We start from the raw sequence: 15,810 nt of genomic DNA on the forward strand, positions 1-15,810 counted from the left end.
GAAAAAAATCAGTTTAAATGTAGTGAAAATTATTCTTCCTTTTTATCAATTTTTGTTAATCCCGCTTTGAAGCGAGGTTTAAATCCTGTCGGCTTGTTTGCCGCTGCCTGCTCCTGCGTAGTATCGTTGTCCTGTTGCAGTTCATCGGTCGGTTTGTCCATGTTGCTTTCCGTAGGTGTCGGCGTTGCCTGTAGAGTAGGGGCAGCGGTCTGCTGTAAGTTCAGGTCTTCTGTTGGTGGAACCACTTCCGGTGTCGAGTCGGTATTTGCTGTTTTGGTTATCCCTGCTTTAAAGCGAGGTGTAAACCCTTTTGGTTTCGCTATTGTTGGCTCCTGCTCGCTAGTTTCCTGTTGTTGCTTGTCAACGGTGTTCGCTACTGGCGTCGCCTTTTTTTGCGTGGAATCCGCACTTTCTGTTTTCGTCACACCGGGCTTAAACCTCGGCTTGAAACCTGCGGGTTTGTTTGCTGCGGTTGTTATGTGGTCATCAGTATTGTCTGTTTGTCCTTCAATAGCTGTTGTCACCGTATTACTCGCCGCAGCATCCGACGGTATTGGTTGGCCAGATTCAGCTGTCGGTTGCGTGTCCGTGCCTTCAGCTGAAGTAACCGCAGCAGCATCCGCACTTTCTGTTTTCGTTACGCCCGCTTTGAAGCGTGGTTTGAACCCCGTTGGCTTGGCGGTTTCAGCTGCTTCAGGAGCCTTCGTCTCTGAAGCTGTTACTGGATTTTCTCCCAAAGGTGCTGACTGTTCAGATGCAGCGGCTTTTGTTACGCCAGGCTTGAACCGTGGTTTGAATCCCGTAGGCTTCGGCGTTTCTGGAACCGATTCCCCTGACGAATCTGTAGGGGTAGGTGTTTCAGTTGTATTCGCTGTATTTTTAGTGATGCCCGGTTTAAAGCGGGGCTTAAACCCAGCTGGCTTCGGTGTTTCTGCTACTGTACTATCAGTCGCTTCTGAACGTGTTGTGGATGGATCTGTTTTCGGTTCCTCTTTCTGATCAGCAGGCTCAGCTGGGGGAGCTGCTTTAAACCGGGGTTTGAAACCTGCAGGTTTTGCGGCAATGGTGTCCTTTGCAGCCGGCGCAGTCTCCACATGATCTGTCTGGACAGGTTTTTTGATAAGCACGGCTTCTTCTTCTGCCAGATGGAAGCTCTTCCGAAGTTTGTTGAACCAAAACTTCTTACTATGATCAAAGCTTTTCTCTCCCATAGCAGAATAGTGTGCTTTGAACTCTTCAAATAAGGGTTCATCTGCAGCTTTTAAAGCTTTTAAATCAATTTTCTTTTTCGTGAAAAATTCTTCAAAAGTCATCCTGTTATGAGTTTGATATAGTCTATTACAAATGTAGTAATTTTTCTGACGGCGCTGAGAGGCCTTTTATAAAAAAAGAGCGACAAGCGCTCTTTTTAGATATTATTTGAGATAAATGGCTTAAGCCATATTATGGTATACCGCCTGTACATCATCATCCTCTTCGATTTTATCAATCATCTTCAATACATCCGCAGCTTGTTCTTCTGTAATGTCAGAATGCGATAACGCGATACGTTCTAATTTTGCCGAGGTTACTTCGATACCTTTCTCTTCCAGCAATTTTTGCATATTACCGAAATCCTCAAAAGAAGTCTGCACTACGGCAACATCATTACCTTCTTCATCAGCTTCAACGTATAATTCTTCCAAACCGCCATCGATAAGCTCTAATTCCAATTCTTCAAGATCTAATTCTTCTGTAGCCGCAAAACGGAAAATGGATTTGCGATTGAAAATAAAATCCAAGGATCCCGTTTTTCCCAATGAACCACCAGCTTTTGTAAAATAGCTGCGGATATTTCCGACAGTACGGTTGGTATTGTCAGTTGCTGTTTCGATCAAAACCGGAACACCATGTGGGCCATAACCCTCATATACATATTCTTCATAACCTTTTGAATCTTTCTCCGAAGCACGTTTTATAGCCGCTTCGATACGATCTTTAGGCATGTTTACAGCCTTAGCATTATGTATTGCCGTGCGAAGTCTCGAGTTGGTTTCAGGGTGCGGGCCGCTTTCTTTAACCGCCATAGCGATCTCTTTACCTAAACGTGTAAATTGTACGGCCATTTTAGCCCAGCGTTTGAATTTCCGCTCTTTTCTGAATTCGAAAGCTCTTCCCATTGTTATATTTTGTTTTTAAGATTCTCAATCATATCGACTGTCATCTTCTGGATGTCAAATGCTGGCTTCCAGTTCCAGTCTTTGCTTGCGTATGAATCATCCAGACTTGCAGGCCATGAATCGGCAATCTGCTGTCTTGGGTCATTCGCTACGTAAGAGATTGCAAAATTAGGAAGAATTTTTTTAATTTCTTGTGCGAGTTCTTTCGGAGTAAACGTAATACCGCCAAGGTTATAGCTGTGGCGGATGCTCAAGCTCTCCCGCGGGGCATCCATCAGTTCAAGTGTACCGCGGATGGCATCTTCCATGTATAACATGGGTAATGCTGTATTTTCAGATAGAAAACATTCGTAAGTGCCTGTTTTCAGGGCCTCATAGAAGATATCAACAGCATAATCTGTTGTTCCGCCTCCCGGTTCGGTCTTCCAGGAGATAATACCTGGATATCTTACGCTACGGATATCCAATCCGCGGTGCTCCTGATACCATTCGATAAGACGTTCGCCCGCAAGCTTACTGATACCGTAGATTGTATTGGGATCCATGACGCAATATTGCGCTGTATTCTCCTTTGGTGAATGGGGACCAAAGACAGCGATCGAACTTGGCCAGAATATTCTTGAAACTTTATACGTAACTGCAAGGTCAAGCACGTTGAGCAACCCATTCATGTTAAGCTCCCAGGCCTTTTCAGGATATTTTTCGCCTGTTGCAGAAAGCATCGCTGCCAATAAATATACTTGAGTAGGTTTATATTTTTGAAATAATGACTCAAGACCATTTTTGTCAAGTACATTTGCAATTTCAAAATTTTCGTCGGGGCTTTTTGTTTGTGGTTCTCTGATGTCTGTGGTGACAATATTTTCTGCACCAAATTTTTTACGCAGAGCGATTGCCAATTCAGTACCGATTTGGCCGTTTGCACCAATGATAATAATGCTTTCTTTCATGATGCAAATATAAAGGCTTTTCAGTATCTAGCAACTGTCTGGTGTCAAGGATAGTCCGCTAAAAATGTTAATTTATAGACTCTTGGCGCAGTTTTTATGAGATTTTAAACCGTTTCAATCGTTTGTTCTTTTTTTTTGAACGAGCAGCGAAAATTTTTATTTTTTTTGAATTATCGCTACTTCAGTTTTTTGTGACATATAGCGTCAACATAACGTAGCCGTTTATGTTGTTGAGAATAACAAAATGGAACTGTTGTGACTTTTTTAGCAGAACGAGGGATATTTTATTATTTTAATAGCGTAATTACGGAATATTTTTTAAATTTGAAGAATTCATTCTTCAAGAATCAACTAAAAACAAATCAAATAACAAATTTTATATACAATTTAAACACAGACAAAAATGAAAGTGGCAGTAGTCGGCGCAACAGGCCTTGTAGGTACTGAGATGCTAACCGTGTTGGCGGCGCGAAATTTCCCAGTAACAGAATTGATTCCGGTAGCTTCAGAGCGCAGCAAGGGTAAGGAAATTGAATTCAAGGGAAAGAAGTATAAGGTGGTTACACCATCTGAGGCTATTGCTTTGAAACCTGATGTTGCATTGTTCTCCGCGGGAGGCGATACGTCCAAAGAATTTGCACCGAAATTTGCAGAAGCCGGAATTACAGTCATTGACAATTCTTCCGCTTGGCGTATGGATCCGACGAAGAAATTGGTCGTTCCGGAAGTAAATGGCGATGTATTATCGGCTGATGATAAAATCATTGCAAACCCGAATTGTTCAACTATCCAGATGGTAGTGGCCTTAAAACCATTACATGATAAATATAAAATTAAACGTGTTGTTGTTTCAACCTATCAGTCCGTAACAGGTACTGGAGTAAAAGCCGTTAATCAGTTGATGGACGAGCGCGCCGGTAAAGAAGGCGAGAAAGCTTATCCTTATCAGATTGATTTGAATGTCATTCCGCATATCGACGTGTTCCAGGAGAACGGTTACACAAAAGAAGAGATGAAAATGATTTTGGAAACCAACAAAATCATGCGCGACGATTCGATCAAAGTAACGGCGACAACTGTACGTATCCCAGTGATGGGCGGGCACTCCGAGTCATTGAACATCGAATTTGAAAATGACTTTGATTTAAATGATGTGCGTGCTGCATTGGCTGCTCAAAGTGGTTGTATCGTTGTTGATGATCCTGCTAATCTTCAATATCCGATGCCAAAAGATGCACATGGTAGAGATGAGGTTTTTGTGGGACGTATCCGTCGTGATGAATCGCAACCGAATACGTTAAATATGTGGGTAGTAGCAGACAACCTGCGTAAAGGTGCAGCGACGAATGCTGTTCAAGTTGCTGAACTATTGGCAGAAAAAGGATTGATCTAACTCAAGTAGATTCCATCATATTGAGCCCCCATGAAGCAGTTCATGGGGGCTTTTTAATAACGCATGATGGTTGATTGATATCCAGTCATGCACGTTGAGGATGTCAAGTAAATCTGAAACTACGGTGTCAAGGTTTTTGGTAAAATAGAAAAATCAATTTTATCATTTAGCGGGAAATAGTTTTCTTTTTGTTGTTCCTCCAGACGATCAGGAAATAATATTCCGAAGAGATGATCCGTTTCATGCTGGAAGATTACTGCGGTAAAGCCCTCAATATTCTCTTCAATCACTTTTCCTTCCTTGTTGATGTACTGTAGACGGATTACATAGCTCCGCAACACATCTTCTTTGCGGTTGGGGATGGAGAGACAGCCCTCGGCACCCTTCCGTTTTAGCTTCGAACGCCATAGGATTTTGGGGTTTACATAAAACTCGAAAGGTTGTTCCGGCTTGTCAAACCGCTGCACCCAAATGAGATTTTTGTTGATGCCAATTTGGGGAGCAGCTATTCCCACGCCTGGGTGATTTGGATCCCGAACGGTCGCAAACATTCGCTTTGAAAGCGTTTCTACCAGCGGGTCGTTGTATTTAACATCATTGCTTGTTGCTTTCAATACCTTTAAATCTTTTTCATCGGTAGTTTGCAATACACGAAGAAGCGTATTTTCATCCCCTGACAAAATAATCTTCTTATCAGCTTCTGTAAATTCCTGTCCACCATTTAGGTTAACGGGACGCTCATTCTTCGCTTTATGAAAGGCTTTTTCTCCTGCCATAATTTTTGTTTCTAAATTGTTTTCTACTGGGGGAACCGGACAACGATAACCGTTGCTGTAGGCACAATAAGGATTGTAAGCCTTATTAAAATCTATTTCAATGATACTGCCCTTGATGTCATCCGTGGATAAGTCGATATATCGTCCACCACTATAGCTCTCCTGGCCATTTGTCTGATCTAAAAATGGTAAAAATAAATGTTTTTTGTAGACAGGATTTTGAAATAAGGCCACACTCTGGTAAATATTCAATGTTCTTTCAGTCCCATTCAATTGAAATGTCACTGTCGCATAACGTTTGTACTCGTTGCTGGTGCCGTCATAGGTCGGCATACGAAATACAGGTTCATCAAATAGGACCTCTATATTGGCTTTGATTTTATAGTTTGCGCTTACAGGGAAGTAATCCAAAGAAGCCACTTGTTCTGCCTTCAACGGGCCAAATTGTTCTTTGGCCAATTCCAAAGCTTTTTCCTTGCGCTGGGCCAAAATTTGTTGCTCATAATTGCTCTGCGCATGGCCATATAGGCAAAATGCAACAAAAAGGCTGGCAATAACTGTTTTTCTCATGTGTGTTTTTAATAGTCTATCAAAGGTATAGCTTTTTTAATCTCAATACTCATATCTAAATTGTACTTTTGTAAAAAAAGATGGTTCCATGAGGTTAATGGCATTTGATTACGGTACAAAACGAATTGGGGTTGCAGTAACCGATCCGATGCAAATTATTGCTACGGCACTGACAACAGTACATCCGCAGGATATTTGGACTTTTCTAACGGATTACCTCCAAACGGAACAGATCGAAACATTTGTTGTCGGCAAGCCCAGACAAATGGATGGATCGGACTCCGAATCAGCTTCGCACGTTGTCGGGTTTATGCGTAAATTGAAAAAGATATATCCGGCGATCCCGGTTGTCGAAATTGATGAACGCTTCACCTCAAAAATGGCTTCCGCAGCCATTGCTCAAAGTGGCAAGAAGAAAAAGGACCGTCAACAGAAAGGCCTGATCGACACGGTGTCAGCGACGATTATTTTACAAAGCTACATGGATAGCCGCAGTTTTTAAATGAGAATTCATGGCATGATCTCTTTCCCGATACATGACAGCTTTGCGGGTGGGGAAATATCGATTTGAAGATCATAAGATCCATCTAACTGATGGGATGAAAACTGGGCTCCGTGTGCTCACTTAATACTTAATTACAGATGAAAAGCATATTATTTTTTACAGAGGACATAGATTATAAACTAAAAGAAAAAGGTAAGATTCGCCAATGGATCGCTGATGCGATTAAAGGCGAAGGGTTTAAGCGTGTCGGCGAATTGAGCTTTATCCTTTGCTCGGATGCATACCTGTTGGAGATCAATAAAGAATACCTGAATCACGATACCTATACGGATATTGTGACTTTTGATTCATCAGAAGACGAGGATACCATTGCTGGTGATATTTTTATCAGTGTGGAACGTATTCAGGAGAATGCACAAAAATTTAACGTTGCCGAGCGCGATGAATTACATCGTGTCATTATTCACGGTGTTATGCATCTTTGTGGATATCCGGACAAAAAGCCTGCGGATAAAACCAAGATGACGGCGAAAGAAGATGAATATCTAGGAAAACGAAATTTCTAGTTTTTTATCATAACTTTTTCTTCTTAGCACCTCGGAGCCGCATTCAGGTATGTAATTCTTCCTGTTGGTGCTTATCCTTTTTGACATTTACTCGTTTATTTTCTTCATGCAGGTGATCTGTCATTTGCTGTCACAGATCTTCCTGGATAAACCGCGCTGAAAATATGGCTGATACGAGGTTATCCAGTTTGTTTTTCCATCAAAAAAAATTTGACTTTTCGATTATATTTAGCTAGTTTCGACACAAATTTTCTACACCTTTTATTAAGTGTCTAATATGAATGAGTTAGAGGAATATTTCCGGAATAATAATGATAAGCTGATCAACAAATGGATGCATTATTTCGATGTATACGATCGTCATTTCCGCCGATTCAAAGGTAAGGAGATTGTCGTGCTGGAAATAGGAGTCTTTCAGGGCGGGAGCCTTCAGATGTGGAAGAAATATTTTGGCGACAAAGCAAAAATCTACGGGGTAGATATCAACCCCAACTGCAAAGCACTGGAAGAGGAGAACGTCGAGATATTTATCGGATCTCAGTCAGACCGTAAATTCCTGCGCAAAGTGAAAGAGTCAATTCCTCCGATAGATATTCTGATAGATGATGGCGGGCATACCATGCTGCAACAGATTATTACATTTGAAGAACTATTTGGGCATGTAAAAGAGGATGGTGTCTATCTATGTGAAGATCTGCATACCTCTTACCAAGTTTTTTATGGTGGTGGACATAAGCGAAATGGCACATTTATCGAATACAGTAAGAACTTTATTGATTACATCAATGCCTATCATTCAGAACAACGGGGGCTAAAGGTCAATGAGTTTACACGTTCGGTCAACTCTTTGCATTATTACGATAGCATTTTGGTTGTTGAGAAACGTAAAATGCAGCCGCCTACTCATATGAGAACGGGTAACGCTACAGTACAAGATTTTGACGCTCCACCAACGGGTTTAAGTGGTTTAAAATGGAAGATTAAGAAACCGGCGCTAACAGCGATCAATAAATTCCTCCGCTTTTTTAGGATTGGTGGATTTATGTGGAGATAAGAAAACGATGATCCATAAAAAAAGCGTTGTACAACAGTACAACGCTTTTTTTATAGCATTGTCAATGACTAAAATCTTTCAAATTGAGAGAAAAAGAAGTTACCTTCGATAGCCGCATTCTCATCAGAATCAGATCCGTGGATAGCGTTGGCATCGATAGATTTAGCATATTTATTGCGGATTGTACCTTCAGCTGCATCAGCAGGATTCGTAGCACCGATTAATGTACGGAAATCTTCAACTGCGTTGTCTTTTTCTAAGATTGCAGCAACGATAGGACCTGAAGTCATAAACTCTACCAATTCACCGTAGAAAGGACGTTCTTTGTGCACAGCGTAAAATGCACCAGCAGTTTCTTTTGATAACTGAATGTATTTCATTGCAATGATTTTGAAACCACCAGCAATAATATCGTTTAAGATTGCACCGATGTGACCGTTCGCTACTGCGTCAGGTTTAATCATCGTAAAAGTTCTGTTAGTTGCCATTATTTTATTTTTTTGCAAACTTAGATAAATTGCTTTTTATATGCAATATAATTAGGCTTATATAAAAACAATTTATTCGCCATGGTGTGTTAATTTAACGTGCTCAGTCTCGTGAAAAAAGTTGCTGTTTAGTAGTGCTGAAACCAAAAGTTTGGCTTTCACTCTGTCTCTGGCAATCTTTTTATCGTACAAAATGTAATAAGATCATAGGTAATTGACAATAAACGGAAATAAAAAATCAGCTGTTAACAAATCCATTCCATAAATATATTCAATATGAATATGTAACTTTGTAATGTTATGGCATTAAATCTAACAGTAGACATCGATAAGGATTCCGGCTTTTGCTTTGGAGTGGTATACGCTATAGATATGGCAGAGGAGATTTTGGAAGAGGATGGTTACCTCTATTGTCTTGGTGATATCGTACACAATGACGAAGAAGTAGCCCGGTTGAAAGCCAAAGGATTGCGTATTATTGATCATGCTGCGTTGCCTACACTACAAAACGAGAAGGTGCTGATCCGTGCACATGGCGAAGCTCCGGAGACCTATCGTACCGCTCTGGAAAACAACATCACTTTAATTGATGCCTCTTGTCCGGTCGTGCTCAAATTGCAGAATCGGATCAAAACCTCTTTTGACCAGGAGGAAAAGATCTTAATCTTCGGAAAGCATGGGCATGCGGAGGTCATTGGCCTACAGGGACAAACAAATAATGAAGCGCTCGTGTTTCAGGATATTAGCGAATTGGATGACGCGGATTTACCAAGTTCATTTACCCTCTATAGTCAGACAACAAAAAGTGTGGATAAATTCTACGCCATCAAAGAGGAGTTGATCAGAAGGGGGTATGAAGTCAAGGCAAATGATACCATCTGTAGGCAAGTTTCTAACCGATATGAAGATCTTGGCGCATTTGCAAAGCAATATGACAAAATTGTTTTTGTGTCCGGGAAAAAATCTTCCAATGGAAAAGTTTTGTTTGAAGTCTGCCAAAAAGCTAATTCCGAAAGTTATTTTATTTCTGATCCCGCCGAACTAGAAGCCTCCATTTTTGCCGTGGGCGACCGTGTTGGGATATGTGGAGCAACCTCGACACCAATGTGGTTAATGAAAGATGTAAAAGCCGCTCTGGAAGCACTCTAGCCTAATTTACCCGTCATAGATATTTCATATTATCGCGAGTGAATCCGCAGTACGTGCTTTTTTGTTTATTTTTGTAGGCTATGAGCAATAAAGCCAAAAAAGGTATTCTTTTAGTACAATTAGGTACACCCGATAGTCCAACTACTCCAGATGTAAAAAAATATTTGACCGAATTCTTAATGGATCCACGTGTCATAGATATTCCTTATTTCCAACGGACTTTATTGGTGAAAGGAATAATTGCTCGTACCCGTGCACCAAAATCAGCAAAGATTTACGAAACAATCTGGGATAAGAAAACCGGATCACCCTTAATGCATTATAGTATTTTGCAACGGGACCTATTGCAGGAGTCTTTGGGCGACGAGTACCATGTGGAACTGGCCATGCGATACCAAAATCCGTCCATAGAAGCTGCGCTGAGCAAGATGGAAGGCATGCTGCTCGAGTCTATCCGTGTCATTCCGTTATTCCCTCAGTATGCTTCTGCAACTTCTGGCTCGGTCATCGACCGTGTGATGGAGCTGATCCGCAAATGGAGCTATCTGCCTGAAATTAGTTTTGTGAGCAATTTCTGTACGGATGAATTGATGGCTGAGACCTTTGCAGACCATGCCCGAAAATACGATCTTGCACATTTTGACCATTTTGTTTTTAGCTACCATGGCCTTCCCGTCAGACAGCTCGGCAAAGTGGATCCTACAGGCCAGCTAAAATGTCCTGAGTCAGGTTGTGATTCCTGTAAAACAAATGTCAATGCCTATTGTTATGTTTCTCAGTGTTATGCAACTACCCGGACCATTGTTGAAAAATTGGGCTTGCAGAAAGAGCAATATTCACTGTGCTTCCAGTCTCGGTTGGGCAAAGAACCATGGATTCAACCCTATACTTCTGATTTGTTGCATGACCTTGCCACTAAAGGGTATAAAAAATTATTGGTCTTCAGTCCGGCATTTGTGGCCGACTGTATAGAGACGATCGATGAAATTGGCGTGGAATATGCTAATGAATTCAAGAATTTAGGGGGAGAGGAAGTCTGTCTGGTTGAAAGTCTCAATGACGATCCCAAATGGATCAAATCTCTAAAGCAATTGGCGCTCAATGCCAAAAATTAAAACGAATTGATGATGTTGTTAATAAATGCATGTGTTTTACTCATTTTAGATTTTTATATCTTTTTCGCCCTTCGCGCTACGAAGATTAAATTTCCCAAAACAAAAATATTCGCCGTGTTATGGTGGTCGTATACCGCCCTCCTGCTATTAGGTGTTTTTATATCAGCCAAATATAGCATTCCGCTGATTGTAAGGTCTGTTATTTTGGTTGGATTCTTTTTGACAGCAACTTCAAAATTATTCTTCTTTTTGATCCTCTTGATCGATGACATCCGTCGCGGCGGTGTGTGGGTCAAACGCTTGTTCAGTAAGAAAGAGTCTGTTGAGGATCTTGTCGAAGATGCTGGCGATCCTTTACCTGAAAATCCGGTGAAAGGAATCAGCCGATCGGATTTTTTGACCAAAGCCGGTATATTAATAGGCGCCTCGCCGCTTATTCCGCTGAGCTGGGGAATTGTTTCCGGTGCATATGATTACCGCGTCAGACGGGTACCGTTATACTTACCTCATCTGCCTAAAGCGTTTCACGGCATGACCATCGCACAGATATCGGATGTACACTCGGGATCTTTCTATAACAAGACTGCTGTGACCGGCGGGATAGATATGTTGCTTAAGGAAAAACCCGATGTTACATTTTTCACAGGTGATATCGTAAATGCTCAGGCATCTGAAATGCGTGAATACCAAGATATTTTTGCAAGAGTGAAGTCGGATCTGGGGGTATTTTCCACCTTGGGTAACCATGATTATGGAGATTACTACTACGGAAAAGAAGATTCCCCTGCAAAACGAAAAAATCTAAAAGATGTGATCGATGTGCATAAAGTCATGGGCTGGGACCTGTTGATGGATGAGCATCGTAAGATCAAGGTGGATGGCGAAGAGCTCTGCATTGTTGGGGTTCAGAACTGGGGAACTGGTCGTTTCCCAAAACATGGGGATATCAAAAAAGCATTGATCGGAACCGAGGAACAGGCTGTTAAACTGCTCTTGTCCCATGATCCTTCGCACTGGCGTGCACAAGTATTAGATACCGATGTGGATGTGATGTTTGCGGGGCATACACATGGCATGCAGTTTGGTGTTCGTTCTGAAATGCTGCAATGGAGCCCGGTGCAATATATCTATAAGGAATGGGCCGGATTGTACCGTGCGCAGGAAAACAAGCGCTTATACGTCAATGTTGGATATGGATTCTTGGGTTATCCCGGCCGTGTCGGTATTCTGCCCGAAATTACAGTCTTTGAATTGATTAAAGGTCAAGATCCGAAGTTTAAGGCTTAGAAGATTTGGTATGGCGGCTTTGGTCCTTCCAGCCCTCGGCTTAATTAACCCTGCTTTGACTGAATCGAACAAGGGTATGGGTGACTTCGATCCATTTTTACAGTGCTTTAAAGGACTCATCTTTCGATAATTTTACTTTTTAATTTTAACTTTTTACTTAAAAAAGCTAATATTGTGTATTCTGTACACCAGTTATACATGACATGCAATCAACTTTAAACTTTGGGGACTCTCCCCACACACGCGTTAATATTCTTACCGGGGAAAAAGTACTTGTGTCTCCACATCGCAGTAAGCGACCTTGGCAGGGCCAAGTTGAAGATTTACCCGGTGATAATCGACCTGTTTATGATCCCCAATGCTATTTGTGCCCAACCAATAAACGGGCAGATGGGGATATCAATCCCGATTATAAAGAAAGCTTCGTTTTCGTCAACGACTTCTCGGCCTTATTGAAAGATACCAGCCAACAGGAATTTAATGAGGACGAATTATTTATTGCGGAGACTGAAAAAGGAATCTGTAAAGTTATTGCATTCACCCCACGTCACGATCTGACGTTGCCTGAAATGGAACAGTCCGCTATTAAAGCTGTTGTTGATCTCTGGCAGAAAGAATTTGTGGAACTTTCTAAGGTGGAATGGATCCGTTATATTCAGATTTTTGAAAATAAAGGCGCTATCATGGGCTGTAGCAACCCACATCCGCATGGACAGATCTGGTCTCAAAATCATTTGCCGGTAGAAATTCAAAAAGAATGTGTCCAGCAAAAAAAATATTTCGACAAATACCAGCGTACCCTGCTATCCGATTATATCAAAGCAGAATTAAGAAAAAAAGAACGCATTATTGATGAGAACGATTCTTTTGTCTCTTTGGTGCCTTTTTGGGCCGCTTGGCCTTATGAAGCCATGATTGTCAGCAAGAGAGCTGTGCAGAATATTGCCGGATTTGACGAAAAGGAAAAGGAAGATCTTGCCGCGATACTTAAATTATTGACTACACGTTACGATAACCTTTTCAAAACATCTTTTCCTTATTCTGCGGGTATGCACCAAGCGCCCGTCAATGATGGAGATCATCCAGAATGGCATTGGCATATGCATTTCTATCCACCATTGTTGCGTTCGGCAACAGTCAAAAAATTTATGGTCGGATACGAAATGCTTGCAAATCCTCAACGGGATATTACACCTGAAGTCGCCGCTGAACAACTGCGGAATTGTGCTACTATACATTATAAATCTAAGTAAGAATGATCGCAAAAGAAACTATAGTAAATAAATTTAAAAGCTTATATCAGGAAGATCCTATTGTGGTTTCCTCCCCAGGCCGGATCAATATTATCGGTGAACATACGGATTACAATGATGGATTTGTCCTGCCTGCAGCTATTGACAAGGCAATCTATGTTGCTGTGAGCAAGCGTGCGGACGATAATATCGTATTGTATGCCGAAGACTACGGAGAAAGCCATGAAGTCAAATTAACGGATATCGCGATTTCAGAAAAACATTGGCCAAATTATATCCTTGGTGTAGTGGACCAATACCGGAAAAGAGGCGCTGTATTGGGCGGATTTAATCTTTATATTGATGGCGATGTGCCATTGGGAGCCGGATTATCCTCTTCGGCAGCGGTGGAATGTGCGGTTACCTTAGCGCTTAGTGAGCTGTTCGGTTTGGATGTCAAGCAGATTGATATTCCGCAGATTGCACAAAAGGCTGAGCATACCTATGCCGGCGTGATGTGCGGTATCATGGATCAGTTTGCTTCTGCTTTTGGTAAAGAAAAAAATGTCATTAAGCTGGATTGTCGCTCCCTAGGATTTGAATATGTGCCGCTTGATCTCAAAGGTTATGAAGTCGTTCTTTTGAATACCAACGTGAAACACTCTTTGGCTTCTACAGCGTACAATAAACGCCGTGAGCAATGTGAACAGGCATCGGCATTGGTACGGGAGAAATATCCGGAGGTTAAAAATCTGCGAGACGTTACGGTGGACATGCTGGATGAACTGGTAAAAGATAAAGATGCAGATATCTACGCCAAGGCAAGTTTTGTTGTCCGTGAGAACGAAAGGGTAGAGAACTCTTGCGAAGCATTACGTTCAGGAGATATTGCTCAGCTAGGACAGTATATCTTCCAGAGCCATGAGGGCTTGAGTAAAGTATATGAGGTCAGTTGTCCCGAACTGGATTATCTGGTTGATTATGTCAGGCAATTCCCCGAAGTGATCGGCGCCCGGATGATGGGGGGGGGGTTTGGTGGCTGTACGATCAATATTGTTAAAGAGGGTGCGCTTGCATCAATTTTACCAAGATTGGAGAAAGAATATCAACAAAAATTTGATAAGGAACTTTCAGTCATTCAAGTAAAGATTGCGAATGGTACGCGTGTACTCTAGATAAGAATCGCATAAAACAAAAGAGAGCGTGGGTAGTCTGATAACTATTCACGCTCTTTTGTTTTATCCACTAACAGAAAGTAGGTCGCTAAATTTTTAACCAAGTTTCCTTAAGGCTTGATCTAGATCGTCCACCAAGTCTGTGGCATGCTCAATACCAACAGAGATCCGCAACATACCCATTGTGATTCCTGAGATTTCTTTTTGCGCTTTGGTATGGTGCCCGCCCCACATGCTTGCCGGATGTACGATCAGTGATTCGACACCACCCAGACTGGCGGCATTGATAAAGATGTTCAGGTTGTTAATTAAAGATTGTGCATTTTTAAAAGCCTGCTCTTCGTCCTGTCCATCAACTTCAATACAGATCATTCCGGAGAAGCCTTTCATTTGACGGGCTGCCAGTTCGTGCTGGGGATGGTTGGAAAGCCCTGGATAACTTACGCTCTTGATCTTCGGATGCTGATCCAAGAACTCAGCCAGTTGCAGGGCATTCGTATTGATCTGCTTGACACGCAAGTTCAGTGTTTTCAGCCCGCGGAGCAACAGCCAGGAATCCATCGGTGCCAGCGATGCACCCAGCGCAACGGATCGTTTCCAGACTTTTGTGATATAATCTTTACTTCCACAGACAATTCCGGCCGTTAGATCGCTATGGCCGCCCAGATATTTTGTGGCACTATGCACAATGACATCAATTCCAAAATCCCGCGGTGTCTGATTGATCGGTGAAGCGAAGGTATTGTCAACCATACTCAAAATACCTCGTTGCCGGGCAAGCTCGCCGACCGCTTTAAGATCCGTAATATTTAAATTGGGATTGGAAGGAGTTTCGATATAGATCAGTTTGGTATTCGCCTGAATAGCCCGGGCAAAGGCTGCGGTATCCGTTTGATCAACCGCGGTGACTGTAATACCATAGTCGGCCAGAAATTCCTTAAAGAAAATGGCCGTACCGGAGTAGTGGGCAAGCTGTGCAACGATATGATCGCCAGATTTGACAATAGCCAATATAGCGGCACTGATGGCGGCCATACCTGTCGCAAAGACAAGTGCATCTTCTGTTTTCTCCAGTTTGGCGACTACCGCTGCAACCTGGCTATTGGTTGGATTGCCATGACGGTGGTAAAAGTAAGGGTGTTTGGCTTCTGTCGCCGCTTTGATGTATTCTGCAGGATCACTGTCCGCAATATAGGTTGAAGTCTGGAAGATCGGAGCCGTTACTGCGGCAGTTGAATTGAAGTGTTGTCCTTCATGGACGAGAATCGTTTCGGTATTGGATGCCATGCTAATTTTTATTGATCACTGTTCATTTTTTGTGGGTACCAATAAAAACCTTCAATATCCTTTCACTGCATCCGGTGCAGATCACTATAGGAAGGTTTTCTTGT

15 protein-coding genes are annotated in these 15,810 nt (G+C 42.0%); 9 read left to right on the plus strand and 6 right to left on the minus strand.

Annotated elements, in window-relative coordinates; translation table 11 throughout:
- Positions 1–29: 29 nt before the first annotated feature.
- The 3 genes from DCO56_RS15455 to DCO56_RS15465 all read right to left on the minus strand — a co-directional run bounded on the left by DCO56_RS15455 (position 30) and on the right by DCO56_RS15465 (position 3,109).
- The gene (locus DCO56_RS15455; protein ID WP_108634675.1) at positions 30–1,313 is read right to left on the minus strand and encodes a hypothetical protein; all 1,284 of its coding nucleotides are present in this window, start codon (positions 1,311–1,313) and stop codon (positions 30–32) included.
- Between the two features lie 120 nt (positions 1,314–1,433).
- The gene (locus DCO56_RS15460; protein WP_104383596.1) at positions 1,434–2,159 is read right to left on the minus strand and encodes a YebC/PmpR family DNA-binding transcriptional regulator; all 726 of its coding nucleotides are present in this window, start codon (positions 2,157–2,159) and stop codon (positions 1,434–1,436) included.
- A gap of 2 nt (positions 2,160–2,161) precedes the next feature.
- Complete coding sequence (locus DCO56_RS15465) at positions 2,162–3,109, minus strand: NAD-dependent epimerase/dehydratase family protein (protein ID WP_108634676.1); 948 nt, start codon at positions 3,107–3,109, stop codon at positions 2,162–2,164.
- 403 nt (positions 3,110–3,512) lie between these two features.
- On the opposite strand from DCO56_RS15465, the gene DCO56_RS15470 reads away from it, so the two are divergent.
- The gene (locus tag DCO56_RS15470; protein WP_108634677.1) at positions 3,513–4,502 is read left to right on the plus strand and encodes an aspartate-semialdehyde dehydrogenase; all 990 of its coding nucleotides are present in this window, start codon (positions 3,513–3,515) and stop codon (positions 4,500–4,502) included.
- 119 nt (positions 4,503–4,621) lie between these two features.
- Here the strand turns inward: DCO56_RS15470 and def are convergent, their stop codons facing one another.
- Complete coding sequence (gene def, locus DCO56_RS15475; RefSeq protein ID WP_108634678.1) at positions 4,622–5,848, minus strand: peptide deformylase; 1,227 nt, start codon at positions 5,846–5,848, stop codon at positions 4,622–4,624.
- Positions 5,849–5,936: 88 nt separating this feature from the next.
- Here def and ruvX point away from each other — a divergent pair, with 88 nt between their 5' ends.
- The 3 genes from ruvX to DCO56_RS30175 all read left to right on the plus strand — a co-directional run bounded on the left by ruvX (position 5,937) and on the right by DCO56_RS30175 (position 7,973).
- Positions 5,937–6,350 (plus strand): Holliday junction resolvase RuvX, encoded by a 414-nt coding sequence (gene ruvX / locus DCO56_RS15480; RefSeq protein WP_108634679.1) that lies wholly within the window; start codon positions 5,937–5,939, stop codon positions 6,348–6,350.
- A gap of 140 nt (positions 6,351–6,490) precedes the next feature.
- A complete protein-coding gene (ybeY, locus tag DCO56_RS15485; RefSeq protein ID WP_108634680.1) occupies positions 6,491–6,919 on the plus strand; it encodes an rRNA maturation RNase YbeY in 429 nt (142 codons plus the stop codon).
- Positions 6,920–7,196: 277 nt separating this feature from the next.
- Positions 7,197–7,973 (plus strand): class I SAM-dependent methyltransferase, encoded by a 777-nt coding sequence (locus DCO56_RS30175; RefSeq protein WP_108634681.1) that lies wholly within the window; start codon positions 7,197–7,199, stop codon positions 7,971–7,973.
- A gap of 68 nt (positions 7,974–8,041) precedes the next feature.
- Here the strand turns inward: DCO56_RS30175 and DCO56_RS15495 are convergent, their stop codons facing one another.
- Positions 8,042–8,461 (minus strand): nucleoside-diphosphate kinase, encoded by a 420-nt coding sequence (locus DCO56_RS15495; RefSeq protein ID WP_077437233.1) that lies wholly within the window; start codon positions 8,459–8,461, stop codon positions 8,042–8,044.
- Positions 8,462–8,761: 300 nt separating this feature from the next.
- Between DCO56_RS15495 and DCO56_RS15500 the strand changes: the two genes are divergently transcribed.
- The 5 genes from DCO56_RS15500 to galK all read left to right on the plus strand — a co-directional run bounded on the left by DCO56_RS15500 (position 8,762) and on the right by galK (position 14,419).
- Positions 8,762–9,610 carry a 4-hydroxy-3-methylbut-2-enyl diphosphate reductase gene (locus DCO56_RS15500; protein WP_108634682.1) on the plus strand — a complete coding sequence of 283 codons (849 nt, stop codon included), beginning with the start codon at positions 8,762–8,764 and terminating at the stop codon, positions 9,608–9,610.
- 80 nt (positions 9,611–9,690) lie between these two features.
- A complete protein-coding gene (gene hemH, locus DCO56_RS15505; RefSeq protein ID WP_108634683.1) occupies positions 9,691–10,725 on the plus strand; it encodes a ferrochelatase in 1,035 nt (344 codons plus the stop codon).
- A gap of 12 nt (positions 10,726–10,737) precedes the next feature.
- Positions 10,738–12,012 carry a metallophosphoesterase gene (locus DCO56_RS15510; RefSeq protein ID WP_108634684.1) on the plus strand — a complete coding sequence of 425 codons (1,275 nt, stop codon included), beginning with the start codon at positions 10,738–10,740 and terminating at the stop codon, positions 12,010–12,012.
- Positions 12,013–12,215: 203 nt separating this feature from the next.
- Entirely contained in the window at positions 12,216–13,265 is a 1,050-nt protein-coding gene (locus tag DCO56_RS15515) for a UDP-glucose--hexose-1-phosphate uridylyltransferase (protein WP_108634685.1), read from the plus strand.
- Positions 13,266–13,267: 2 nt separating this feature from the next.
- Positions 13,268–14,419 (plus strand): galactokinase, encoded by a 1,152-nt coding sequence (gene galK, locus DCO56_RS15520; RefSeq protein WP_108634686.1) that lies wholly within the window; start codon positions 13,268–13,270, stop codon positions 14,417–14,419.
- 96 nt (positions 14,420–14,515) lie between these two features.
- Here the strand turns inward: galK and DCO56_RS15525 are convergent, their stop codons facing one another.
- Positions 14,516–15,706, minus strand: coding sequence for a trans-sulfuration enzyme family protein (locus tag DCO56_RS15525; protein ID WP_108634687.1), 1,191 nt, complete (start codon positions 15,704–15,706; stop codon positions 14,516–14,518).
- Positions 15,707–15,810 lie beyond the last annotated feature (104 nt).

This window comes from Sphingobacterium athyrii, assembly GCF_003071065.1.
Taxonomy (GTDB): domain Bacteria; phylum Bacteroidota; class Bacteroidia; order Sphingobacteriales; family Sphingobacteriaceae; genus Sphingobacterium; species Sphingobacterium athyrii.